Annotated in this window: 25 protein-coding genes; 9 read left to right on the top strand and 16 right to left on the bottom strand. The window is 43.9% G+C overall.

Annotation, left to right across the window (positions count from 1 at the left end):
* The first annotated feature begins 66 nt into the window (after window positions 1-66).
* The 3 genes from ABDD94_RS22555 to ABDD94_RS22545 all read left to right on the top strand — a co-directional run bounded on the left by ABDD94_RS22555 (window position 67) and on the right by ABDD94_RS22545 (window position 4,277).
* Window positions 67-2,913, top strand: coding sequence for a pitrilysin family protein (locus tag ABDD94_RS22555; RefSeq protein WP_345954126.1), 2,847 nt, complete (start codon window positions 67-69; stop codon window positions 2,911-2,913).
* Window positions 2,914-2,965: 52 nt separating this feature from the next.
* Window positions 2,966-3,529: an elongation factor P gene (gene efp, locus ABDD94_RS22550; protein ID WP_345954125.1), complete on the top strand. Its 564-nt coding sequence runs from the start codon at window positions 2,966-2,968 to the stop codon at window positions 3,527-3,529.
* A 169-nt stretch (window positions 3,530-3,698) separates the two neighbouring features.
* The gene (locus tag ABDD94_RS22545; protein WP_345954124.1) at window positions 3,699-4,277 is read left to right on the top strand and encodes a 5-formyltetrahydrofolate cyclo-ligase; all 579 of its coding nucleotides are present in this window, start codon (window positions 3,699-3,701) and stop codon (window positions 4,275-4,277) included.
* Between the two features lie 69 nt (window positions 4,278-4,346).
* On the opposite strand, the gene ABDD94_RS22540 is transcribed toward ABDD94_RS22545, so the two are convergent.
* From ABDD94_RS22540 to ABDD94_RS22525, 4 genes are read right to left on the bottom strand one after another with little or no spacing between them, the layout of a single operon-like run.
* Window positions 4,347-5,114 (bottom strand): exodeoxyribonuclease III, encoded by a 768-nt coding sequence (locus ABDD94_RS22540; RefSeq protein ID WP_345954123.1) that lies wholly within the window; start codon window positions 5,112-5,114, stop codon window positions 4,347-4,349.
* A 13-nt stretch (window positions 5,115-5,127) separates the two neighbouring features.
* Window positions 5,128-5,628: a GNAT family N-acetyltransferase gene (locus tag ABDD94_RS22535; protein ID WP_345954122.1), complete on the bottom strand. Its 501-nt coding sequence runs from the start codon at window positions 5,626-5,628 to the stop codon at window positions 5,128-5,130.
* A gap of 2 nt (window positions 5,629-5,630) precedes the next feature.
* A complete protein-coding gene (locus tag ABDD94_RS22530; RefSeq protein WP_345954121.1) occupies window positions 5,631-6,323 on the bottom strand; it encodes a peptidylprolyl isomerase in 693 nt (230 codons plus the stop codon).
* 1 nt (window position 6,324) lies between these two features.
* On the bottom strand, window positions 6,325-6,669 hold the full coding sequence (locus ABDD94_RS22525) for a hypothetical protein (protein WP_345949878.1): 345 nt from the start codon (window positions 6,667-6,669) through the stop codon (window positions 6,325-6,327).
* Window positions 6,670-6,770: 101 nt separating this feature from the next.
* Between ABDD94_RS22525 and ABDD94_RS22520 the strand changes: the two genes are divergently transcribed.
* The gene (locus ABDD94_RS22520) at window positions 6,771-7,748 is read left to right on the top strand and encodes an alpha/beta hydrolase (RefSeq protein ID WP_345954120.1); all 978 of its coding nucleotides are present in this window, start codon (window positions 6,771-6,773) and stop codon (window positions 7,746-7,748) included.
* Window positions 7,749-7,898: 150 nt separating this feature from the next.
* Here ABDD94_RS22520 and hisS read toward each other — a convergent pair whose 3' ends face one another.
* The 5 genes from hisS to fumC all read right to left on the bottom strand — a co-directional run bounded on the left by hisS (window position 7,899) and on the right by fumC (window position 12,724).
* A complete protein-coding gene (gene hisS / locus ABDD94_RS22515) occupies window positions 7,899-9,269 on the bottom strand; it encodes a histidine--tRNA ligase (protein WP_345954119.1) in 1,371 nt (456 codons plus the stop codon).
* Window positions 9,270-9,417: 148 nt separating this feature from the next.
* On the bottom strand, window positions 9,418-9,858 hold the full coding sequence (locus ABDD94_RS22510) for a low molecular weight protein-tyrosine-phosphatase (protein WP_345949881.1): 441 nt from the start codon (window positions 9,856-9,858) through the stop codon (window positions 9,418-9,420).
* An 89-nt stretch (window positions 9,859-9,947) separates the two neighbouring features.
* On the bottom strand, window positions 9,948-10,742 hold the full coding sequence (locus ABDD94_RS22505) for a S1/P1 nuclease (RefSeq protein WP_345954118.1): 795 nt from the start codon (window positions 10,740-10,742) through the stop codon (window positions 9,948-9,950).
* Between the two features lie 3 nt (window positions 10,743-10,745).
* Window positions 10,746-11,276 carry a fumarate hydratase gene (locus tag ABDD94_RS22500; RefSeq protein ID WP_345954117.1) on the bottom strand — a complete coding sequence of 177 codons (531 nt, stop codon included), beginning with the start codon at window positions 11,274-11,276 and terminating at the stop codon, window positions 10,746-10,748.
* A 50-nt stretch (window positions 11,277-11,326) separates the two neighbouring features.
* Window positions 11,327-12,724: a class II fumarate hydratase gene (gene fumC, locus ABDD94_RS22495; RefSeq protein ID WP_345954116.1), complete on the bottom strand. Its 1,398-nt coding sequence runs from the start codon at window positions 12,722-12,724 to the stop codon at window positions 11,327-11,329.
* Between the two features lie 187 nt (window positions 12,725-12,911).
* On the opposite strand from fumC, the gene ABDD94_RS22490 reads away from it, so the two are divergent.
* The 3 genes from ABDD94_RS22490 to ABDD94_RS22480 all read left to right on the top strand — a co-directional run bounded on the left by ABDD94_RS22490 (window position 12,912) and on the right by ABDD94_RS22480 (window position 14,748).
* Window positions 12,912-13,469 (top strand): hypothetical protein, encoded by a 558-nt coding sequence (locus tag ABDD94_RS22490; protein WP_345954115.1) that lies wholly within the window; start codon window positions 12,912-12,914, stop codon window positions 13,467-13,469.
* Window positions 13,470-13,550: 81 nt separating this feature from the next.
* Window positions 13,551-13,880: a nucleotide pyrophosphohydrolase gene (locus tag ABDD94_RS22485; protein ID WP_345954114.1), complete on the top strand. Its 330-nt coding sequence runs from the start codon at window positions 13,551-13,553 to the stop codon at window positions 13,878-13,880.
* Window positions 13,881-13,884: 4 nt separating this feature from the next.
* On the top strand, window positions 13,885-14,748 hold the full coding sequence (locus ABDD94_RS22480) for a DUF4349 domain-containing protein (RefSeq protein WP_345954113.1): 864 nt from the start codon (window positions 13,885-13,887) through the stop codon (window positions 14,746-14,748).
* Window positions 14,749-14,816: 68 nt separating this feature from the next.
* On the opposite strand, the gene ABDD94_RS22475 is transcribed toward ABDD94_RS22480, so the two are convergent.
* The 6 genes from ABDD94_RS22475 to ABDD94_RS22450 form a co-directional block, all read right to left on the bottom strand.
* The gene (locus ABDD94_RS22475) at window positions 14,817-15,539 is read right to left on the bottom strand and encodes a 2-phosphosulfolactate phosphatase (RefSeq protein ID WP_345956005.1); all 723 of its coding nucleotides are present in this window, start codon (window positions 15,537-15,539) and stop codon (window positions 14,817-14,819) included.
* Window positions 15,540-15,593: 54 nt separating this feature from the next.
* Entirely contained in the window at window positions 15,594-16,685 is a 1,092-nt protein-coding gene (gene gcvT, locus ABDD94_RS22470) for a glycine cleavage system aminomethyltransferase GcvT (RefSeq protein WP_345954112.1), read from the bottom strand.
* A gap of 45 nt (window positions 16,686-16,730) precedes the next feature.
* The gene (locus ABDD94_RS22465; protein WP_345954111.1) at window positions 16,731-17,936 is read right to left on the bottom strand and encodes a glycosyltransferase family 4 protein; all 1,206 of its coding nucleotides are present in this window, start codon (window positions 17,934-17,936) and stop codon (window positions 16,731-16,733) included.
* A 52-nt stretch (window positions 17,937-17,988) separates the two neighbouring features.
* Window positions 17,989-18,645: a ribonuclease HII gene (locus ABDD94_RS22460; RefSeq protein ID WP_345954110.1), complete on the bottom strand. Its 657-nt coding sequence runs from the start codon at window positions 18,643-18,645 to the stop codon at window positions 17,989-17,991.
* A 233-nt stretch (window positions 18,646-18,878) separates the two neighbouring features.
* Window positions 18,879-19,616: a DUF4932 domain-containing protein gene (locus ABDD94_RS22455; protein WP_345954109.1), complete on the bottom strand. Its 738-nt coding sequence runs from the start codon at window positions 19,614-19,616 to the stop codon at window positions 18,879-18,881.
* Window positions 19,617-20,076: 460 nt separating this feature from the next.
* Entirely contained in the window at window positions 20,077-20,274 is a 198-nt protein-coding gene (locus ABDD94_RS22450; RefSeq protein ID WP_345949892.1) for a hypothetical protein, read from the bottom strand.
* 178 nt (window positions 20,275-20,452) lie between these two features.
* Here ABDD94_RS22450 and ABDD94_RS22445 point away from each other — a divergent pair, with 178 nt between their 5' ends.
* The gene (locus ABDD94_RS22445; protein ID WP_345954108.1) at window positions 20,453-21,034 is read left to right on the top strand and encodes a hypothetical protein; all 582 of its coding nucleotides are present in this window, start codon (window positions 20,453-20,455) and stop codon (window positions 21,032-21,034) included.
* A 146-nt stretch (window positions 21,035-21,180) separates the two neighbouring features.
* On the opposite strand, the gene ffh is transcribed toward ABDD94_RS22445, so the two are convergent.
* On the bottom strand, window positions 21,181-22,509 hold the full coding sequence (gene ffh, locus ABDD94_RS22440; RefSeq protein ID WP_345949895.1) for a signal recognition particle protein: 1,329 nt from the start codon (window positions 22,507-22,509) through the stop codon (window positions 21,181-21,183).
* 278 nt (window positions 22,510-22,787) lie between these two features.
* On the opposite strand from ffh, the gene ABDD94_RS22435 reads away from it, so the two are divergent.
* A complete protein-coding gene (locus ABDD94_RS22435) occupies window positions 22,788-23,111 on the top strand; it encodes a hypothetical protein (RefSeq protein WP_345954107.1) in 324 nt (107 codons plus the stop codon).
* The last annotated feature ends 9 nt before the right edge of the window (window positions 23,112-23,120 follow it).

Below are 23,120 nucleotides of genomic sequence, written 5' to 3'. Positions count from 1 at the left end.
TATAAAGTGCGCATCTAAAATCTCTGTACAATGCATTAAATTAGCTGCTTAGCTATATTTTACTGCATGAAAAAATCTCTACGCCTAATGCTTGCGCTGCTTGCTGCAAGTGCTACTACTTACGGGCAGGCCAAACTGGTACAAAAAGTAACCAAAACCGGCACCGAACTGGTTATTCCTTACGAGAAATATGTACTGCCTAACGGCTTAACCGTTATTTTACACGAAGACCACTCAGACCCGCTGGTACATGTAGATGTAACGTACCATGTAGGTTCGGCCCGGGAAGAGATAGGCAAATCGGGCTTTGCACACTTTTTTGAGCACATGATGTTTGAAGGGTCAGACCATGCGCTTAAAGGTGTTCATGATAAAATTACGATTGGTAATGGCGGTACTAACAATGGCTCTACCAACCACGACCGCACTAACTATTATGAAACGGTACCAGCTAACTTGTTGGAAAATACAATATGGCTCGAAGCCGACCGTATGGGGTTTTTGCTGGGTCAGGTAACGCAGGATCGTTTTGAGGTACAGCGTGCTACGGTAAAGAACGAGCGTGGCCAGAACTATGATAACCGCCCCTATGGCCTGGTATCGCAGTACTATAGCAAAAATCTTTATCCTTACGGTCACCCGTACTCTTGGTTAACTATAGGCTACATCGAAGATTTGAATCGCAGCAATGTGAATGATCTGAAAAACTTCTTTATGCGGTGGTATGGCCCTAACAATGCCACGCTTACCATTGGTGGCGATTTCCAAACAGCTTCTACCCTCAAAATGATCGAAAAGTATTTTGGCAGCATTCCTCGTGGTCCGGAAGTTAAACCGGTTGCTGTTCCGGCTGTTAGCTTAACAGCCAATCGCTATGCGTCCTATACTGATAATTACGCACGTTTGCCTATGCTGGCTATGGTGTATCCAACCGTACCTAACTTTGCTAAAGACATGCCGGCTATCGATTGCCTGGCTGAGATATTAGGCCAAGGTAAAAACTCTGTTTTATATCAAACTGTGGTGAAAAAGCAACTGGCCTTACAAGCATCTGCCTATAGCAGTAATGATGAGCTGGCTGGTGAGTTTGTGGTGCAATTGGTGCCCTTACCCGGCAAAACCCTGGCCGATATGGAGCAGCTTTACCGCGCATCGCTCGACTCGCTGGAGAAACGTGGTATTACCGACGAGGACATAGAAAAATTTAAAGGCAGCATGCTATCACAGTTTATTAACGGCCTGCAAAGTGTATCGGGTAAAGTGTCTCAACTGGCCGAGTACCAAACCTATACCGGCAACCCTAACATGACGGCCTCACAGCTAAAAGCTTATACCTCGCTTACCAAGCAGGATGTGATCAATGCCTACAACAAATACATCAAAAACAAGGGTGCTGTTGTTTTAAGCGTACTTACTAAAGGCCAAAATGTTACGCCGGCCAAAGCCGACAACTTTACGGTTGATACTACTCAGTATAAAGCGCCAAACTACGGCTATGCCGGCTTAAAATACAACCGCCCTAAAGATAACTTTGACCGCAGCCAAGTACCGCCAATTGGTGCCTCCCCGGTTACTAAAGCGCCTGTTTTCTGGCAAAAAACTTTATCTCCAGGTGTACAGGTTATTGGGTCCGAAAACAACGAAGTACCTGTAGTTACCCTCAACATCAGCATCCCTGGTGGCCGTTTGGCCGATGCGGCTAATTTGTCGAAAGCTGGTTTAGCAAGTTTCTTTACAGCTATGATGGGCGAGGATACACGTCAATATTCGGCCGAGCGCTTTGCTGCCGAGTTGCAAAAACTAGGTAGCAGTATACGCGTAAGTAATGATGTAGATGCGGTGGTTTTCCAGGTACAGTCACTTAAAACTAATCTGCCTAAAACTATGGCGCTTCTACAGGAGCGCATGCTGAGTCCTAAATTTACCCAGGAAGCATTTGACCGCTTGAAAAAGCAACGTTTAGAATCTTTTAAATTACTTAAAGCACAGCCGGCGGCTATAGCAAACAGCGTATTTGCCAAGCTGAACTATGGCGGCAATAACGTGCTGGGTTTGCCTGAATCGGGTACTGAGCAAACAGTTACCAACATTACTTTTAGCGACATACAAAGCTATTACGACAACTTTATGACCGCTAACGGCGCGAAAGTGGTAGTTGTAGGCGATGTTAAAGAACCAGAGGTAATTACCCAGTTGGCCTTCTTAGGCAAGCTACCCAACAAAAAGGTAACCCTTGCAGCTCCGGCAGCAGCTTTACCGGTAGCTAAAACCAAAATTTACATTGTAGATGTGCCCAAGGCTGCCCAAACCCAGTTTTCGGTGGGATATGGCAACAACCTGCGTTACAACCCAACCGGCGATTACTATAAAGCCTATATGGCTAACTACCCGCTGGGTACCGACTTCACTAGCCGCCTCAACACCTACCTGCGCGAAACCAAAGGTTGGACCTATGGTGCACGCAGCACGTTCTCGGCCGATAAATATGCCGGTTCATTTGCCTTTAGCTCAGGTATCCGCGCGGCATCAACCGATAGCGCATTAGTAGCCTTAATGACGGAGTTGAAAAACTTTAGCACCAATGGCCCCACAGCCGAGGAGGTAACTTTCCTGAAAAAAGCAATTAGCCAGGGTAATGCACTGCGTTATGAAACCGGTTTTCAAAAAGCCCGCTTTATCTCGTTGATACAAGAATACAATTTGCCCGCCGATTACATTACCAGGCAAACTGCACTACTAAATAGCATGACGCAGGATCAGTTAAAGACTGTTGCACACCAGTACATCCTGCCCGGTCAAATGAACATTTTACTGGTAGGCGATAAAGCCCGCATTTTACCTGGCCTGCAAAAATTAGGCTATGAGATTGTTGAACTGAATACCGATGGCGACCCGGCAACCGCAGGTAATTAACTGCTTGATTGTTTGCTGTTAAGTACCTAAGTTTGCACCACTAAAAATTATTATGTCTAAAGCATCAGAAATAAAAAACGGGAATATACTCCGCTTCAATGGGGAGTTAGTGCAGGTGGAGGAGTTTATACACCGTACGCCCGGTAACTTACGTGCCTTTTACCAGGCCCGTATGCGCAACGTAAAATCAGGCAAGCTGGTTGAGTACCGTTTCCGTACCGACGAAGAAGTAACCATTGCCCGCGTAGAAACAAGCGATTATCAATACTTGTATGAAGATGGTAACGACCTTGTAGTAATGGATAATGCCACTTACGAGCAATTTAACATACCTAAATTTTTGTTTGGCAATGCTGTTAAATTCTTGAAAGAAGGCGTGAACGTTATTATAGCTTTTGAAAGCGATGAGCCAATTATGGCCCAGGCGCCAGCCTCGGTAGAGTTGGAAATAACCTATTCTGAGCCCGCTGTAAAAGGTGATACCTCAACCAACGCCCTGAAAGCTGCTACAGTAGAAACCGGTGCCGAAATTCGCGTACCGTTGTTCATCAACCAAGGCGATAAAGTAAAAGTTGACACCACCACAGGCGCTTATATTGAGCGTGTAAAAGGTTAATCTTTTTACCATATTGTATAAAAGGCCTCCAATTCGGAGGCCTTTTTGTTTTTTAGCATTCATAAGTTACTGCAAGTATTAAGCATATTTGAACTCATATCCGGTTCTTGCTTCCAAAGATATTGCTTCGTATCTTGCAATGAGATGATTAAATCTTCATTTGCTGACTTTGACCAAAGCCGAAATACGTAAACTATACATTGCTAAGCGCAACCTGCTATCGCAAGCGGAGTACGATCATTTAAACCATCGGTTGCTGCGTCAGTTTCAACAACTTAACCTGGCCGGCATTAAGTGCATACACCTTTTTCTGCCTATTCATAAACGTAAAGAACCCGATACCTTTCTAATACGCAACTGGTTAAAAGATAATCATCGGGATATTTTGCTTGCATTTCCTAAAGCTGATTTTGCACACCATACCATGCAAAATTATGCTGATGATGAACAACTGGAGTTAAGTATTAATGCTTTTGAAATACCCGAGCCGGTAAGCGGCAATGCAATTGACCCGTTAACGATAGACATGATGCTGGTGCCGCTATTAGCATTCGATAAACAAGGCTACCGCGTTGGTTACGGAAAAGGCTTCTATGACCGCTTTATGGTCCAATGCCGGGCTGATACCCGTTTTATAGGATTGTCTTTCTTTGACCCTGTTGAGGTGATAGACGATGTGAATGAGTTTGACCGCAAAATAACAGAATATATTCTGCCCAAGAGCAACGGGAAAATGCCCATTGTTTAATATCAATAGCAAGAGCCAATCCACATTTCTTAAAATCTTGGTTTCGGGCTCTTGCTACTTATTTCTATTTTACAAAGCTAATTCCAGTAAAACCGGGCAATGATCAGAGTGTTTTGCTTCAGGCAAAATGGCGGCCCGTTTTATGGCACTCTGCAGTTCACTGGTCACCATGTTATAATCTATACGCCAGCCCAGGTTCTTAGCACGTGAGTTAGCTCTGAAGCTCCACCAGGTATAATTATGGGGCTCCTTATTCAGGTAACGAAAGGAATCGATGAAACCCGAGTCGCAAAACTCATCCATCCATTCGCGCTCGGCCGGCAAAAAGCCCGATGAGTTGGCGTTCGATTTGGGGTTATGTATATCAATAGGTTTGTGGCAAATGTTATAATCGCCAGATACTACCAGCTTGGGGTAAGCCCATTTCAGCTGATTTAAATAAGCACCAAATTCATCCAGGAAACGGAATTTAAACGATTGTCGCTCATCACCGCTAGAGCCCGAGGGGAAATAGACACTCATTACGGATACATCTTCAAAATCAACCCGGATACAACGGCCTTCACGGTCAAAATCTTCTATACCACAGCCATATTCTATGTGCTTGGGCATTTCTTTAGTAAAAATGGCGGTACCGCTGTAGCCTTTCTTTTCGGCAGGGTACCAGTAGTGCTGGTAGCCCAGCTGTTCAATCAGCAGCAAGTCGGTCAGTACATCGGGCGATGCTTTGATTTCCTGCAGGCATACCACGTCGGCATCGGTAGCCTGTAACCACGACAGCCAATTTTTGCTGATGGCTGAGCGTATGCCGTTTACGTTATAAGTAATAATCTTCATATCTATCGGGTGCCTAAACAGGCGGTAAAATTGATGTAGATTTAAAGGCAAGCTTCTTTTCCATTACAAAGTTGGTAAGCTCGGCTCCACGCACCTGTACGGTTTGTTGTTTAACAACCTCAAATCCCTGCTTTTCAAAAAATGGTTTAGCTGTTATGCTGGCATGGGTAGTTAAAGTTTCAAGAAATAAGCGTGCCGCTATTGTCTCCAACTCGCTTAAAAGCAACGAGGCTATGCCCTGTCCTTGCCTGTTGCGATCAACAAACATATAATCGAGATAGCCTTCGCTGGTTACGGATGCAAAACCAGCCAGCGCACTTTCTTCTTCAGCAACTATAAAATGCTGTGCAGCTACCTTGCCAGCCCAGTTCTCGCGATTATGATAGCCGGCAGACCATGCGGCAACCTGCTCATCATTATAGTGCTGCCGGTTTACTGTGGTCACGGTATCATAAAATAACTGCCGTATGTTGTCTACATCGCTCGCAGTGGCGCGCCTTATATTAACAGCCATATTTACCTGATCTGTAATAGCTTATCCAGCTGTTTGCACTCCCTTTTCTTAAGCACCTCAACGGTCATAGCCACATCTTTAAGCGGGCGGTCTTTTTTGTCCTTTTCTACGGCGGCAATCAAATCTACCATGTCAATGCCACTTATCACTTCGCCATAAACGGTATAGCCATGGTCAAGCTGGGGTGTACCACCAACAGACTTGTATACGTCGCGTTGCCATGCAGGTACTTTAAAGCCTTTGAGCCGCGTTTGTTCTAGTGTATCCAACCGTCCATCCGTAGCACGCTTGCCCTCCACAATATAAAACTGGCTGCTGCTTGATGCCTTTTCAGGATTATTATCACGGGCGGCGGCCAACACGCCTCGTTTATGAAAAAGACTGTCATTAAACTCGGCCGGTACGGTGTATTTTAAACCACCGTTGCCCAACTCTTGGCCAGGCTTAGCTGCTTTGGAGTCTGGGTCGCCGCCCTGTATCATAAAGTTTTGTATTACTCTATGGAACAACGTGCCGTTGTAAAAGCCTTGCTTTGCCAGCTTAATAAAATTATCGCGATGTTTAGGTGTTTGATTATACAACCTGATGATGCATTGCCCATAGGCGGTTTTAATGCGGACGTACTGGTTTTTAGGCGGCTTTGCCCAGGCAGCAGACGCTATTAATAAAAAGCAAACAACTAACAGTTTCTTCATATCAGGATTGCATCTCGTCAAAATAAGTAACTACAAGCGATTTCATGAGCATTTCCTGCTCCAGCAGCGTATAAGCGGGGATGGGTTTAACTTGTTTCCAGTGCGGCCAGCCATCCTGATCGGCACCTTCCAGTTCATAAAAACCAAGCTGACTAAACAGTTTGCAATTGGCTATGTGCATCAGCTCTTCTTTCTGGCGCTTGGTAAACTTTTTAGGGCCTTGCCCCAGTTCTTGTACGCCAATTAAAAAAAGCATCACTTTTATATCAGGCAAATCGGTGTCGAAGTCTTCTGCAATGCGCTGCTGCAGCTCGCTCCACTTGGCATTAATTTCAGCAGGTTTCATAGCCGGTAAAGATAGAGAGAATTTAGAAACAAGGAGCTATAGTCAAGAGTCCGGACCATAGTTTACGGAAACAAATTAAATACGCCTCTGTATCTATGTGTATGCGTAAAATATCCTTTTTTATTTTAGCCTGGTTAGGGTCAGTTGCAGCAGTGGCTCAGCCCGATACTTTGTCTATCACTTTAGAAAATGTGAAATACCCTTACCCTTTAAGTTTTATGCCGCTTAAGGTGGAGGGACAGGACATCCGGATGGCTTATATGGATGTTAAGCCGACAAGCGCCAATGGTAAAACGGTGATGCTGTTTCATGGCAAAAACTTTGGCGGCTATTATTGGGGCAACGTGATTGAAGCCTTAACAGCCAAGGGCTATCGGGTTGTTGTACCCGATCAGATTGGCTTTGGCAAATCGTCAAAGCCATTTATTCACTACAGTTTTCATAAGCTGGCTACCTTCAACAAAAAGCTATTGGATACGCTGGGTGTACAAAAAGCAACTATTATGGGGCATTCTATGGGTGGTATGCTGGCCACGCGCTTTACGTTGATGTACCCCAACACGGTTGATAAGCTTTTGCTTGAAGACCCGATAGGGCTTGAAGACTACCGCACTTTTGTACCCTACCAATCGGCAGAGCAGGACTATGCCACAGAGCTGAAAACCAGTTTTGAGAGCGTTAAGAAATACTATCAAACATCATATTTTACGCAATGGAAGCCGGAGTACGACTACCTGGTAAAAATTGGTGCTGGTGTAAGTAAAAGCGCTGATTTTCCGCGCTACGCCAAGGTTGCCGCACTTACCTTCGAAATGATTTACGAACAGCCGGTATGCTATGAGTTTGGGCTGATTAAGGTACCAACGGTACTATTTACCGGCAAAGAAGATAAGACTATAGTAGGTAAAGCCCTGCTTAGTGATGAAGAAAAAGCCCGGCACGGGCAGTACAAACTATTAGGACCTGCCACGGCTAAAAAGATACCCGGCTGCAAGCTTATAGAGTTTGACAACTGCGGACATATACCACATATAGAGGTACCCGATAAGTTTTTAAAAGAACTAATGGCCAATTTATAAGGATAGTTTAAAAGCTTTATCAGGAGCAACATGATAATGCCTTGTCATCCCGAACGACAGTGAGAGATCTTTTCGAGTTAATTAGCCAACTGCTTTGAAAAGATTTTTCGCATACGCTCAAAAATGACAAGTAGGTGCTCTTTATAGTATTTACATCACCGCCTTCAATATATCCTGTGCACCCAGCTTTTGTTGCTCGCCGCTTTGCATGTTTTTAAAGGTCAGCAAGCCGCTTTGCATTTCGTCGCTGCCAATAACAACCACGTAAGGGATATTTTTATTATTGGCGTAATCCAGTTGTTTTTTGATTTTTGCGCCTGCAGGGTACAATTCTGCATTGATATTGCTGTTGCGCAGCTTTTGCAGTAGGGGCAACCCGTACGCCTCGCCGGCTGCATCAAACGGGCAGATCAACACTTTGGTGGTTTGATTACTGGCCTCGGGGAACAGCTTCAACTCTTCCAGCACATCATAAATACGGTCGGCACCAAAGGATATACCGGCACCGGTTAAGCCTTTTAGGCCAAACATTCCGGTAAGGTCATCATAACGGCCGCCACCGCCAATGCTGCCCATAGCCACCTCATTGGTTTTTACCTCAAAAATAGCCCCGGTATAATAATTCAGACCGCGAGCCAGGGTAATATCCAGCTCAACCGTTGCTTTTTGCAGCGTAAAGCTCTGCAGGTAGGTAAATATGGTTTCCAGTTCGGCAATACCTTTTAAGCCCACAGCAGATGATGCCAGAATAGTTTTTAGCTTTTCTATCTTTTCGGCATTGTTCCCTTGCAACAGGATTACCGGCTCCAACTGATTTATATCTTCTTGAGTAAAGCCCTTTGTCAGGAGTTCGTTCACTACGCCATCCAACCCAATTTTATCCAGCTTATCAATAGCCACGGTCATATCCACAATCAACTCCGGCTTGCCAATAATTTCGGCTATGCCCGATAGTATCTTGCGGTTATTGATCTTGATGTTAAAATCGGTTAAGCCCAGCTTGCTCAGTGCTTCGTCGTATATTAATATAAACTCCGCCTCATTCAATAATGAATCAGAGCCAACCACATCAGCATCGCACTGGTAAAACTCGCGGTAGCGGCCTTTTTGCGGCCTGTCGGCACGCCATACCGGTTGCACCTGGAAACGCTTGAACGGAAAGGTAATATCGTTTTGGTGCTGTACTACGTAACGGGCAAAGGGTACTGTTAAATCATAGCGTAAGGCTTTTTCGGAAATAGAAGAAGCTACCAGATTAGAGTTACGTGTAGCTAATGCCTGTTCATCGGTTTTAGCTAAATAATCGCCGCTATTCAGTACTTTAAAAATAAGCTTATCTCCCTCTTCCCCGTATTTACCTAGCAAAGTGGCTGAATTCTCCATAGTGGGCGTTTCAATTTGCTGATAGCCGTATTTGCGGAAAACTGATTTTATAGTGTCGAATATATAGTTGCGTTTTACCATTTCGGCGGGCGAAAAGTCGCGCATGCCTTTAGGTACCGAGGGTTTAACAGAAGCCATGCGGCAAAGGTAATAAAATGGAGCGAGGTGTGGAGGCGGTACGAGGTGTGGAGTATCAGGTATGGAGAAATTAACAGAGCCCCAGCCTTTAAATAACAATAATTAAGTAATAAGAAAGGCTTTGCAATAGCTGCAAAGCCTTTCTTATTTAAGCCTGGGTATACTCCCGGATGATGTCTTTACAACCACCCTCAATTAGGCGATATACCGGTTCAAACTGGGTGTTGTCGTAATAGGGGTCGGGTACTTCTTTGTCGTTAAGCAAGAGTCGTACTTTGGTTTCATCCTGCTCGGTTCGGGCTTGTGCCAGCACATCGGCCAGGTTGTTTTTGTCCATTACCAATATCAGGTCAAACGTATCAAAATCGTTTACCTTAAACTGGCGGCATATCTGCTGGCTAATGTTAACACCAAACTGCCGTGCGGTGCGTACCGAACGATGGTCGGGACCCTCGCCTACATGCCAGTTGCCTGTTCCGGCAGAGTCTATCGTCCAGTTTAGTCCTTGTTCTTTTACCAGGTGCTGCATAATGCCCTCCGCCAGTGGCGAGCGGCAAATATTACCTAGGCAAACCATAAGTATCTTCATAAGTAGATGATGTTGCCCGCCGGAAAGGCGGGCGCTAACATTTATAAGTCTTTTAATGTCCTCCTGGAGGAGAGGATTTAGGAGGGCTTTTATCCAAAAATCTGGTTCAGTAAACCGGCCAGGTGTACGCCGGCTTTAACCAGTTGTTTATTTAGGGTAGCAACATATTTGAAATTATACTGGTAACCCAGTCTTTCATCGCGTTTGGTTCCGGCATATACGTTTTCAGCTATTTCCTTACTATCAAACAACCATTTGCTGATAGGTTCCTTTTGCCACGCAGTGCGTTGTGCCGGCGTGGTAAAGTTAATGGCAGCCACATATTCGGTATAGCTCAGGTTTTGGTACTCTATCAGTTTGCTATCCCAAACGGAGTGCAGGTTGCTGTTCTCATTAAACCACTGTACTTTGAACTTGTTACCACCTTCATCATCGGTGTGGGCGGTGTGCATGGGCTGGTGTATATCTTCTACAATATGGATCACCATGCGCAGGTACAACAGCTTTTTATCTTGAGGTAAGTTTTTCTTTCTTAACTCTCCGATCATAAACTGCAGCTTAGTGTAGGCATCTACACTGGTATCCTGCTTTAAAAAGTTTTGCAGTTCGGGATAATTATAGGGTTTATCAAAATCAACATAATGCCATGCAGACAGGTACTTGTAAGTGGAGTCTGATTTAATAAAGTCGGCCCAGGTGCTGGCCATGGCAATAGATTCGTTACCCAGGATGGCTTTGACCGCGGCGCGGGCTTTCGGCGTTAAATAGCTGGAGGCAATTTGTCCCGTAATACGGTGACCTTTATCGCCCCAGGCCATCGTTTGTAGCGGTGCATAAATAATAACAGCCGCAATAATTATTTTTTTAAGAAAGTTAAATTTCATTGATTACAATGGTTTGGGAACGCAAGTAGTTCTTTTAATTAAGTGTAGTTTAGAAGTTAAAACGCCTGATGTACTGGTTAAAGTAATTACAGAGTCTGACTGCTTAACGGTTTTAAACTGATCTTCGTACACGCCCGAACGAAAACAGCCGCCCGGATCTTTTAAGCTGTAATTAGCGTTGCAAAAAAAACCGCGTAAACGAAGGGTATCATTCCTTTCTTCATAATTGCCTTTGGCATATTCTGTCCACTGGCCGCGGTTCATACAGGTATCGGCACCGTAATTTACCTTGCTGTAAGTTTGCATGACGACGTAAAACGAATCACAGCTAAATTTAAACCGGTATAGAGTATAATTTAGCAATTGGGCGTCCAGAGGTTCCTTGTCTTGCCGCCACTCGCCCTGCAAATAGACCTGGCCGGGGCCCTGTAAATTAGCATTGGTACTGCAAGAAGTGAAGGCCAAGAGACAAGAACCAAAAGCCAGGATAAGCTTCAAGGATGAAATGCGGAGGATAAAAAGCTGTTTGCGCATAAACAAAAAAGTCCTCCCCTTTTTTAAGGGGAGGATTTAGAAGGGGCTTCTTATTTTAAACTGCCAATCATATCTTCAGGGCGTACCCATTGGTCAAACTGTTCGTTGGTCAACAGTTCAAGTTTAAGGGCCGCCTCGCGTAATGACAAGCCTTCTTTTAAGGCTGTTTTAGCAATTTTAGCGGCATTTTCGTAGCCAATATGGGGGTTTAAGGCAGTTACCAGCATCAGTGAATTTTCTAAATGCTTTTTAATGCCTTCGTAGTTTGGCTCAATACCGTCTGAGCAATGGTCGGTGAATGATACACAGGCATCGCCAATTAAACGGGCCGATTGCAGGAAGTTAGCTGCCATAACCGGCTTAAATACGTTTAATTCGTAATGACCGTTAGAGCCGCCTATAGATATAGCCACATCATTACCCATAACCTGGGCCGCTACCATAGTAACAGCCTCGTTTTGGGTAGGGTTAACTTTGCCCGGCATGATCGATGAACCCGGCTCGTTATCTGGAATATGGATTTCGCCAATGCCTGAGCGCGGGCCGGATGCCAGCATACGGATATCATTAGCAATTTTCATTAACGATACGGCAATTTGTTTCAGTGCACCGTGGCTTTCCACAATTGCATCATGAGCAGCCAGTGCCTCAAATTTGTTTTCGGCAGTGATGAATGGTAAGCCGGTGAATTGTGCAATGTACTCGGCAACTTTTACATCATAACCTTTAGGGGTATTAATACCGGTACCTACCGCAGTGCCGCCCAAGGCCAGTTCTGATAGGTGAGCCAAAGTGTTGCGCAGCGCACGCAAGCCGTGGTCCAGTTGTGATACGTAACCCGAAAACTCCTGACCTAACGTTAACGGCGTAGCATCCATCAGGTGAGTACGGCCAATTTTTACAACGTCTTTAAACGCTTCTGACTTTCTTTTCAGCGAGTCGCGCAGCTTTTCAACACCGGGGATGGTTACATCCATCAGTATTTTATAAGCCGCAATGTGCATAGCGGTTGGATAAGTATCGTTTGATGATTGTGATTTGTTCACGTCATCATTGGGGTGGATAAAGGTTTTGCCTTCGCCCAGTTGATTGCCTTGCAGCACGTGTGCACGGTTGGCTACCACCTCATTCACATTCATGTTTGATTGGGTACCCGAACCGGTTTGCCAAATTACTAACGGGAACTCGCTGGCTAACTCGCCTGCTAAAATCTCGTCACAAACCTGCGCAATAAGATCGCGCTTTTCGGCCGGTAGTACGTCCAAATCGGTATTGGTGTAGGCAGCCGCCTTTTTTAAATAAGCAAAAGCCGCAATAATTTCCTTAGGCATAGAGGCCTCTGGTCCTATTTTGAAATTGTTACGTGAGCGCTCGGTTTGCGCACCCCAGTATTTATCGGCCGGTACTTGTACCGCGCCCATGGTGTCATGTTCGGTTCTGAAACTCATCAATTTGCTTTTTTGTTGCGCGCAAATTTAGGGATTAGCCCTAAGAAAAACGGATAAGTAAGCAAGGTTACACCGCATTTTTTTAGAGGCGCTGCCGTTAACTAAAATAATTAGTAAAAATTTATTTGGACACCTTGCTAACACTAAACAAAAGTTTATATTTACCAAAAAAATTCAACAAACCTTTATGAAACAAATTTTTACATTATTAATTCTTGGTAGTTTACTTTTGGCATGCGGCGGCCCTGCCACCGACTCGAAAAGCGCTGACACGACTGAGGTTGACGGAGCCAAAAAAGAGGCGGGTAAATCCGAAGGTAGCAGTACAAAATGGAACTACACTAATGAGGTTGATAAAATGACTTCGAAGAAGAAGTACTTTGCCTCTATCGATTCAGACAATCAACTGGATTTTGAATTTCCGTATGATGGCGGGTCGACAGCCAGCATTCTAGTCAGAAAACAAGATAACAGCAATGAAGTTTTGCTAAGCGTTTCTAAAGGGCAATTTATTGTGGGTATAGACGGCGGTACAGTAAAAGTGCGGTTTGACGACAATAAGGCCATGACATTTCCATGCAGCGAGCCGTCAAGCGGGAGTTCAGACCTGATTTTTATTGGTAACGAGAAAAAGTTTATTAAAAACTTAAAGACTGCAAAAAAGCTACTTATTCAAGCTGAATTTTACGAAGCTGGTTTAAAAGAAATGGAATTTTCAACTGCTGGTTTTAAATGGGACCATTAACCATCGGTTTAACCTGACAAAAAAAGGGCATGCTAAGTAGTATGTCCTTTTTTGCTTACTAATTTTTGCATATTAGCTCTCATGACTATTAAAGAAGCCCAGCAACTGGTTGATAAGTGGATTAATACAACGGGTATACGCTATTTTAACGAGCTTACCAACACCGCTATCCTGATGGAAGAAGTGGGCGAAGTGGCCCGCATTATGGCCCGGCAGTACGGCGAGCAATCATTCAAAAAATCGGATATGGAAGTAAACCTGGCCGATGAAATGGCCGACGTGCTGTTTGTGCTCATTTGCCTGGCTAATCAAACCGGTATTGATCTGACCGAGGCCTTGAACAAGAACCTGGAGAAAAAAAGCATACGTGATGCCGACAGGCACCGTAATAATGAGAAACTTAAACCTTAATTATATGAAGCTTTATATCTTAATACTTGCCTGCCTGTATATCACGGCTTGCCAAAACGGCAATCGCTCACGTGTTGACTCAGTAAAATTTCCACCACCTATGGTAAAAGCTGATGAACAATATCGAACTCAAGAGATAATGCTTGCACCGCCGGCGGCGAATGCTCAACCAGTAGTTGCTAACGCGGTTTCTATAGATAAAAAAGTTATTAAGGAAGGAGAGATTAGCCTTGAAATTAATAATTTAAAAGCCGCTCGCAAAATAATAACAGATACGTTAAGTAAATTGGGAGGCTATATAGATGAAGAAAGCGAAAATAATAACGCTGATGTGCAACGCAAGGAGTACATACTTAAAATACGTATACCAGCCCAAAACTTCGACCGGTTTATAAGCGACGTATCGGCAAGTGCTGATCGTGTTGAATCTAAAAGCATCCGCATAAAAGATGTCACCACCGAATACATAGATATAAGCACCCGGCTAAATAACCAAAAACTGCTGGAGAATCGATACAAGGCTTTGCTACAAAAAGCCGGCAAAATGGCCGACATTTTGGAAGTGGAAAATAAGCTAACCGAAATTAGAACCAATATAGAAACTACACAGGGCCAGCTTAACTATCTCAACAAACAAATTGCTTACAGCTCGTTAGAGATCACCTTTTTTACCCAAAGCACTGTAGGCAAAAATGAGGGTGATGGGTTTGGTTATAAGTTTAAATCGGCAGTAAATCAAAGCTGGCAGTTACTGCAAGATATCTTTTTTGGCATCATCACTATTTGGCCGGTAGTAATTATATCCATCCTTCTCTTTTTTGTTTTTAGAGCCGTGTTAAGGAAACGTCGGCAAAGCAAAGGCATGTGATTGCTGTTATCAAACAAAAAGGTCTGTCAAGTATATTGGCAGACCTTTTTTATTTAATTGTTAATGTTTTACAGCTTTACCAGCTTCTCGCCTTCTAACACGGGTATAGCGGTAGTTAAGTCTACTTGCAGGCAAAAAGCAATATCTTTTTCAATTCCCAGTTTCTTTAAGCGTTCGCCGTGAGAGGTTTTTTGCAGGTACTCGCCAATATCGTGTTTGCCTAATTGGTACAGATCATTTGCGGCCAGGGCGGGGTCGTCTAGTTTGTAATTGCCTCCTTTGAGATGTTCAATAACCGCACCGGCAAACAGGGTATCCTCCAGGTTAAAGTTATTTTTCCAGCCGGCGCATACCAGTAGAATACTTTCGTGCTGTATTTTTAGCCAGTTGCTTAGCGCTGTCAGGTTGAGGAAAGAACCTATTACAATTCTTTTTGCCTTACGAGACAAGTGTAATGCATGAGTACCGTTGGTGGTGGTTAAAACAACCGTTTTGCCGGCAACTTTTTCGGGCGTATAAGCAAAAGGGGAGTTCCCAAAATCAAATCCGGAAACCACTTCACCGTTACGCTCGGCGGCCAGCAGGTAGCCCATGCCCTTTTCGCGGTAAGCGGCACACTCCTCTACTTCCGATACCGGGATAATGGCCTCGGCACCATTTTCTATGCCGTAACAAATGGAAGATGTGGCCCGAAAAATATCGATAATAACAACAATGTAATTTTCAACGTTGTACAGCGGCAGCAATGCAGGGGTAAGGCAAACTTCCAGGCTTTTAGTTCCGGTAACCATCAACTGGTTTTCTATTTCATTAATCACAACAAATGCTGAATAAATGTCTATAAGTTATGCGCCTGCTTTTGGTGCAAACGGCAGTTTAACAACCTGGGCTTTTACTTTATTGTCGCGTATCTTAATAAAGATCTCGCCGCCTTCTTTAGAAAAAGGCATGTTAACATAACCCATACCAATGGCTTTTTGCAAAGATGGCGACTGTGTACCTGATGTTACCCGGCCTAGTGAATTGCCTTCGGCATCCACAATTTCATAATCATGACGAGGTATGCCGCGCTCAATCATTTCAAAGCCTACTAACTTTTTGGTAATACCTTGCTGTTTCTGTGCTTGTAAAGCTTCTGAATTGGTAAAGGGCTTGGTAAATTTAGTGATCCAGCCCAAGCCGGCCTCTAATGGCGAAGTAGTATCGTCAATATCATTGCCATATAAGCAAAAACCCATTTCCAGGCGCAGGGTATCGCGTGCACCCAGCCCAATTGGCTTTATGCCAAACGGCTCACCTGCTTTAAATACAGCTGCCCAAATTTCCTCAGCATGCTCGTTGTCAAAATAGATCTCAAAACCGCCGGCACCCGTATAGCCGGTGGCCGATACTACCACATTATCTATGCCGGCAAATTTGCCCTTTTTAAAAGAATAATATTCCATTGACCCAAGGTCAATTTCGGTGAGGCTTTGCAAAGCTTCAGTAGCTTTTGGACCCTGTATAGCCAGCAACGAGGTGCGGTCCGAAATGTCTTTCATCTCCACACCGTAAGTGTTGTATTTGCTTATCCAGTTCCAGTCTTTTTCAATGTTGGAAGCGTTGACGACCAGCATATACGTTTTTTCGTCAATGCGGTAAACCAGCAAATCATCCACAATACCACCTTGCTCGTTAGGCAGGCAAGAGTATTGCACTTTACCATCATATAGTTTAGATGCATCGTTGCTGGTTACGTGCTGTATCAAATCAAGCGCTTTATCACCTTTCAGGATAAATTCACCCATGTGGCTTACATCAAACACGCCTACGGCTTTGCGTACGGTATCATGTTCAGCATTAATGCCTGCATATTGTACGGGCATATTGTAACCGGCAAAAGGTACCATTTTAGCACCTTCGCGTATATGTATATCGGTTAAAGCAGTATTCTTCATTGCGGATAATTCTGGCCGCAAAAGTACGGAAAAATAGACTCAATATCAGGCTAAAAGCGTTTGCTGGTAAAAATTGACCAGGCGCTCATTTATTTTGTGCGTATCGTGTTCTTCCTCCACCAGCTTACGTGCGTTTAAACCTATTTGCTTGCAATAATTCTCATCGGTTATGCAGCGTTTAATAGCTTTGTAAAACTCCTCGGGCGTATTGGCAATAAGGATGTTCTCTCCGTTCTTGTAATTAATACCTTCTGCCCCTAATGATGTAGAAATAATACATTTTTGCATGGCCATGCCCTCTACAATCTTAACCCGCATACCACCGCCCGATAGCAACGGGACGATCATGATGGCTCTGGCATTTACAAACTCCAGCGCGTCGTCAACTTCGCCGTGTATAAAAATCTTGCCCACCACCTCATAGTCATCAAAGCGTTCCGGAATGTCGTTACCTGCCACGTAAAAGCGGGCATTAAGATCGCCGTGTACCAGCTCATTCGAAAAATTTTCCAAAAACCACTCTATACCCTCGCGGTTAGGCATCCAATCCATAGCGCCTAAAAAGAACAGACTCGGAAACTCCGTTTTAAGATAATCGGGATTATAGCGCGACAGGTTCAAGCCTACCGGAATGATCTCAACGGCTACCGCTGCTGATGTGTGCTGTTTGATCATTTCTTTATCCTGATTAGTAAATACGGCAATGGCGTTAAACTCATCAAATTGCTTTAATTCGAACTGTTTGATGCGCTTGGCAATTAAACGCAAATAATACTTTTTAATCGGATCGTTTTTTTGCCGGGCCAGCCGCTCCCAAACCAGATACTCAATGTGGTGGGCGCGGTAAATAAGCTTCGCCTTGGTTACCTTCCGTAAGGCAGGCAGGTAGCGTGTTACAAACAATCCTTCAAACTGAATGATATCGTAATTGCCCTCGGTAACCTCTTTCACCAGCAGGCGTTCAAACTCTGCATTATAAAACCTGTCAATCGTATAAAGCTTACGGTTAAACAAGCTCATAACTGCGTGCTTCAGTGAAATGCTGGTATCGATGCTGTGGCAGTAGTAGTTGATATGGCTAATCAGGTCATCGGTAGTATCGTGACCAAACTTTTGTTTCTGGGGGTTAAGAGAGAACAACGAAACCTGGTGTCCCGAACTAACCAGGCCTCTGATGGTATTACCCACAACAATAGGATAACCGCTGTTTTGCGGAAACGGAGCAAGGTGGGTAATGATAAGTATTTTCACAAAGGCTAATTGGTTGCTAACAAAAATATTAACCCTTATGGCCTTATCAAAATTAAAAGATACTTAGTTGCGGATTTGTGACATTAAAACTACGCCTGTGATGCGGTGTAAATCCATACTGCATAACCATATTACGATGCTTAATGGTCGGATAGCCTTTATTGGTGTGCCAATCATACTCAGGATGCTCAAGTGCCAGTTGCTGCATATAGTCATCGCGGTAGGTTTTAGCGAGTATAGAGGCTGCCGCAATGCTAAAGTATTTGCCATCGCCCTGTATAATGCACTCGTGCGGCGTGCTTTGATATTTGTTAAAACGGTTCCCGTCAATAATCAGAAACTCGGGTTTAATGTGCAACTGATCTATAGCGCGGTGCATGGCCAAAAAAGAGGCGTTCAGGATGTTGATCTCATCTATCTCCGTATTGCTTACCGAGGCTACAGCATAGGCTACGGCCTGTTGCTCAATTTCGGTGCGCAGCTGGTAGCGGTCGGCTTCACAAAGCTGTTTGGAGTCGTTCAGCAGGTTGTGCTCAAAATTGTGGGGTAATATAACGGCGGCAGCAAATACCGGCCCTGCAAGGCAACCCCGGCCAGCCTCATCACAACCAGCCTCAATCAGCTCATGCTGATAACGGGCCAGCAGTACGCTTATCTCGGGCTTAGGTGCCTGGGGCTTCAGTAATGGCGCTTTTTTAATTTTAGGCATTGCTATGTTAACGGTAAATTATGACGTTTTCTTATTACGGAGTGCCACAATTTGTGCAGTTCATTTTTATTGCAAATTTACATTTTTGCTGCTTTATGCGCCGCTTTTAAAGATTTTTTATGTGCTTAGGAACCGAAAACATCCATTTTTAGGAGAAGCAAATCTGGTGTTATTTACCAAAAAAAGCCATGCAAATTTTTATCTGCATGGCTTTTTTTAAAAGTTGTTTTTATTTATTCTGATTTTGGACCTTTGATAGCTTCTTTCATGGCATAGCTCCTGCCTTCTACAGCCAGGCGAGGGAAAATGATGCACTCGCTGTAAGCATGTCCTTTAATTTCCATTGTACCTGCATAGACTTTTGTTAACGGCGATAATACTACTTGGTAGCCTTTAACAGCTCCATTTACGGTTTTTTGTGCCTCTTCATAAGTATAAGTGCTATTAGCCTTTTGTACCATTTGAGTGTACAAATCGGCATGCTGTGCATAAAACTCGTGAAAGTTGGTTGCTTTGTAGAACTTTTCGAGCAGGATGGCGTAGCGCTTAAAATCAACCTTGTTTAAATCTATACGGTAGCTGCTTTTTAAAGCAAAACGGCCATCGTTCAGTTGGAAAGCATATAAACCATCTAAGTAGCTTTTTACCAGTTTAGGGTTACGGCTCAGGTCGGCATTAAGTTGCTTAACGCCTTTGTTATCTTTGTATTTGTTAAACCAGGCCATTAACTCACGGTAATAAGCCGTGTTTTGGTTAATAATGGAAGTGTCTTTCTGAGCAAGATCGGTTAAGGCCAGCATGGTATAGCCCAATTCAAAGTTCTCGGGTACTGTTGCATTTAACTTACCGCTATTTGCACTTATATATTTTGAGTTGAAACGTGAAGCAACATTATAGCTTTTGCAGCTAGTGAAGAACATAGCAGCAGCTGATACTAGTAACGCAGCAGTTTGAGTGAATTTACGTGTCATCTTAATTAGGGGTTATAGTTTTTTTAATCAATTATGCTTGAATATAGGCAACATATATGCCGCTACACAGTAATTGCGCGGGTTGGTAACCAAAACGGTTATTTATTGAGAAAACAATGGTTAATTTAGAAGAAACAATGAGAAAACATCAATAACATTGCTTAGGGCAATATTTGAGGTGGGTATACTTAACCCTGTTGCTGTTGAATTACATCCCCAAAGGTGGGGAAACAAAGCGAGGAACAACCATGATGCCTTATAGCCGCGTATGTATGCTGTTTTGGGTTATGCACCACACGTAAGCTTTTCGTAGATGGATAACCCTATTTTGATTCTGCGAAGAAGTACATCTATAAAATAAAAACAGCTTTGAAACGCTCCTGAAAGCAGTTGTCAAAGCTGTTTTTGTATTTTGCTACGGCGCAGATTATGCGACGAGCAGTAATAAGGCTACCGCTGTTTACAGAACCTTAGTAGTAAACGGTTTTATAAATTCGGGCTGCCATTGGCCGTCTTCTTTATTAAGCACGTACTTGGCTTCATACCTTACGCCTTCTTCATCAAACGGAAATTCGATTTCAGATTGGTTCTTATCCTTGGCAATCAGTTCTTGCAGATAGCGTTCGGCTATGGGTTTTAATTCTTCAAAGCTTTTCATGGTTCTTGTAGATTGTTAGGTTTCAATTGCGGCAAAAGTTGTGCCTGTATTTAAACACCAAAGACTAAATCCAATCGCCCCCATACCGGTGTAGAAAACCTTCAATAATTATCGTTTAAAACAAATAAGATGTACAATTGTCCCTCACTTAATTAATGGTTAAATAAAAATAAGCTAAATGAAAAAATTTACTCTTTTAACAGTACTTGTTCTAATTACATCTGTCACGTTGGTTCGTGCTCAAATTCAACGTGGTAATGTTTTGGTTGGAGGTAACTTTGCCAACCTGAGTTTAGGGCTGGACGATTCTAAAGTAATCAGCTTTGATATCACGCCAAAGGCGGCTTGGTTTATTCAGGATAATATTGCACTGGGTGGCTATGTAAACTTTGGCCTTCAAACTGCGCACAATTCCAGCACCACCATTAAATACGGTGTAGGTGGCTTAGGCCGATACTACTCTGGTGCCGATGTAAATGTACTGCGCCATGGCCGGTTCTTTGGTGAAGCTAATTTAGGTGTAGGCGGTATTAACGTGAGCGATGGCGGTGGCCATACTAATGGCCTGGATTATGGTTTTGGACCGGGCTTTGCCTATTTTATTACACCTAACATTGGGTTAGAGACTTTATTGAAATACAATGGCGTTGCTGGTTTTGGCGACGCAGGCGCCCAAAGTAATCTGAACTTAAGCTTTGGTTTACAAATTTATTTACCTGGCCGTAGCACTGCCGCCAAGGTAAAAGGCGATGTACGCTAACTAAATTCCTTGCTGTACATGCTTTCTAAGTCTGCGTTTTAACACGGGCTTAGCTCCGGATTACGGCACAAAAGAAACGCCATGCTGATCAATTCAGCATGGCGTTTTTATATAACAATCTTATTCCTGGTTTTGGAGACAGAAACCTACATTTTAGGCATCCTACGCATCATGTTGGCCATGGCTGCCGGGTTGCTTACCTGTTTCATGATCTTGCGCATATCTTCAAACTGCTTAATAAGGCGGTTTACTTCCTGCAAATCGGTGCCTGAGCCTTTGGCTATACGTGCACGGCGGCTTTGGTTAATGCTATCAGGGTTCGATTTCTCAAACGGGGTCATGGATGATATAATGGCTTCGATGTTTTTGAACGCATCATCACCAATTTCTACATCCTTCATCATTTTGCCTACGCCCGGTATCATGCCCATCAGATCTTTCATGTTACCCATTTTTTTGATCTGTTGTATCTGGCTGTAAAAGTCGTTAAAGTCGAACTTGTTCTTCCTGATCTTCTTTTGCAGTTCGGCAGCTTCTTTTTCGTCAAACTGCTGCTGGGCACGCTCCACAAGCGATACCACGTCGCCCATGCCTAAAATACGCGAGGCCATACGGTCGGGGTGGAAAACGTCAAGCGCTTCCATCTTTTCGCCCGTGCCTATGAACTTGATTGGCTTGTTGACTACCGATTTAATAGACAAGGCCGCACCACCGCGGGTATCACCATCCAGCTTGGTTAATACGGCGCCGGTAAAGTCCAGGCGGTCGTTAAATACCTTTGCCGTGTTCACCGCATCCTGACCGGTCATGGCATCTACCACAAAAAGTATTTCGTGCGGGTTAACGGCAGCTTTAATCTGCTCAATTTCCTGCATCATGGCCTCATCAATAGCTAAACGGCCGGCGGTATCAATAATAACCACGTTGTTGCCGTTTTGCTTAGCCTGTGCAATACCTTCGCGGGCTATAGCCACGGGGTCTTTACTTTCCAGGTTGGCGTAAACCGGTATGCCTACCTGCTCACCCAAAACCTGTAGCTGGGTGATAGCCGCTGGGCGGTAAACGTCATCAGCAACCAATAAAGGCTTTTTGTTTTTCTGCGTTTTTAAAAAGTTGGCCAGCTTACCGCTAAATGTGGTTTTACCTGCACCGTTCAAACCTGCAATGAGGATAACAGTAGGTGTAGCCGGAAAATTCAGTTCGGCCGTGGTGCCACCCATTAGGGTGGTCAGCTCATCATTCATGATCTTGGTGAGCAATTGGCCCGGCGAAATGGTAGTTAATACGTTTTCGCCCAGTGCTTTCTGCCTTACATCATCTGTAAAGGCTTTGGCTGTTTTATAGTTCACGTCGGCGTCCAGTAAGGCTTTTCTAATTTCCTTCATGGTTTCGGCCACGTTGATCTCCGTAATGGTTCCCTGTCCTTTCAGGACCTTAAACGCCCTGTCTAACTTATCGGAAAGATTTTCAAACATGCTTGCTTTGTGCTTTATTTTGAGGTTACAAAGGTAAGTTTTTTTGTTGTAAGTTACGGATTGTAAGTTGCAGGAAATGAGGTTTAGTGTAGGTAGAGTGGGTGCGGAAACTTGAACAAAAAAGAGAGGACCACAGCCCGAAGCCCTCCTTAAAGGAAGTCGGCAATCGATAAATAAGAAATTAGTAACATCTATTGAGCGTGGATTTAGTTAATTATATTAACTAAATAATTAGTTATTTGCATCTTTTAGTATATTGCTTTATTAGCAGCATTAATATGAACGCCTTTCAACAATTTGCAATTAAAATTTATACTGTAGCAGCAGTTTCTGCACTACCTTTTATAGGTTACATGCTGCAACAGCCAGTACCCAAAACAGTAACAATTACGGGTAATAAAACAGAAATCAATTTGCCTATTAAAGACGAAGGCGGCAAAGTGCTACAGCACCAGGACATGATCAACTTAACCCGCACCGGCGATTACAAGGTTATCAGGACGCTTGATAAAAATAAACAGCCTTACCTATTGGTAAAAAAGGCGCCGGGCTTTGCGCCGCGGCCTCAATCAGCCCCGGTAGTGGTTAAGCCTAACCGGTAGCTTACCGGC

This window comes from Mucilaginibacter sp. PAMB04168 (assembly GCF_039634365.2).
Taxonomy (GTDB): Bacteria; Bacteroidota; Bacteroidia; order Sphingobacteriales; family Sphingobacteriaceae; genus Mucilaginibacter.
Note: the sequence above shows the minus strand (reverse complement) of the source record. Positions and strands in the feature narration are given on the sequence as shown.

Coding starts and splice junctions, on each gene's coding strand:
- ABDD94_RS22555 (WP_345954126.1), top strand. CDS start 67: ATGAAAAAATCTCTACGCCTAATGCTTGCGCTGCTTGCTGCAAGTGCT.
- efp (WP_345954125.1), top strand. CDS start 2,966: ATGTCTAAAGCATCAGAAATAAAAAACGGGAATATACTCCGCTTCAAT.
- ABDD94_RS22540 (WP_345954123.1), bottom strand. CDS start 5,114: ATGAAGATTATTACTTATAACGTAAACGGCATACGCTCAGCCATCAGC.
- ABDD94_RS22535 (WP_345954122.1), bottom strand. CDS start 5,628: ATGGCTGTTAATATAAGGCGCGCCACTGCGAGCGATGTAGACAACATA.
- ABDD94_RS22530 (WP_345954121.1), bottom strand. CDS start 6,323: ATGAAGAAACTGTTAGTTGTTTGCTTTTTATTAATAGCGTCTGCTGCC.
- ABDD94_RS22525 (WP_345949878.1), bottom strand. CDS start 6,669: ATGAAACCTGCTGAAATTAATGCCAAGTGGAGCGAGCTGCAGCAGCGC.
- ABDD94_RS22520 (WP_345954120.1), top strand. CDS start 6,771: ATGCGTAAAATATCCTTTTTTATTTTAGCCTGGTTAGGGTCAGTTGCA.
- hisS (WP_345954119.1), bottom strand. CDS start 9,269: ATGGCTTCTGTTAAACCCTCGGTACCTAAAGGCATGCGCGACTTTTCG.
- ABDD94_RS22510 (WP_345949881.1), bottom strand. CDS start 9,858: ATGAAGATACTTATGGTTTGCCTAGGTAATATTTGCCGCTCGCCACTG.
- ABDD94_RS22505 (WP_345954118.1), bottom strand. CDS start 10,742: ATGAAATTTAACTTTCTTAAAAAAATAATTATTGCGGCTGTTATTATT.
- ABDD94_RS22500 (WP_345954117.1), bottom strand. CDS start 11,276: ATGCGCAAACAGCTTTTTATCCTCCGCATTTCATCCTTGAAGCTTATC.
- fumC (WP_345954116.1), bottom strand. CDS start 12,724: ATGAGTTTCAGAACCGAACATGACACCATGGGCGCGGTACAAGTACCG.
- ABDD94_RS22490 (WP_345954115.1), top strand. CDS start 12,912: ATGAAACAAATTTTTACATTATTAATTCTTGGTAGTTTACTTTTGGCA.
- ABDD94_RS22485 (WP_345954114.1), top strand. CDS start 13,551: ATGACTATTAAAGAAGCCCAGCAACTGGTTGATAAGTGGATTAATACA.
- ABDD94_RS22480 (WP_345954113.1), top strand. CDS start 13,885: ATGAAGCTTTATATCTTAATACTTGCCTGCCTGTATATCACGGCTTGC.
- ABDD94_RS22475 (WP_345956005.1), bottom strand. CDS start 15,539: ATGGTTACCGGAACTAAAAGCCTGGAAGTTTGCCTTACCCCTGCATTG.
- gcvT (WP_345954112.1), bottom strand. CDS start 16,685: ATGAAGAATACTGCTTTAACCGATATACATATACGCGAAGGTGCTAAA.
- ABDD94_RS22460 (WP_345954110.1), bottom strand. CDS start 18,645: ATGCCTAAAATTAAAAAAGCGCCATTACTGAAGCCCCAGGCACCTAAG.
- ABDD94_RS22455 (WP_345954109.1), bottom strand. CDS start 19,616: ATGACACGTAAATTCACTCAAACTGCTGCGTTACTAGTATCAGCTGCT.
- ABDD94_RS22450 (WP_345949892.1), bottom strand. CDS start 20,274: ATGAAAAGCTTTGAAGAATTAAAACCCATAGCCGAACGCTATCTGCAA.
- ABDD94_RS22445 (WP_345954108.1), top strand. CDS start 20,453: ATGAAAAAATTTACTCTTTTAACAGTACTTGTTCTAATTACATCTGTC.
- ffh (WP_345949895.1), bottom strand. CDS start 22,509: ATGTTTGAAAATCTTTCCGATAAGTTAGACAGGGCGTTTAAGGTCCTG.
- ABDD94_RS22435 (WP_345954107.1), top strand. CDS start 22,788: ATGAACGCCTTTCAACAATTTGCAATTAAAATTTATACTGTAGCAGCA.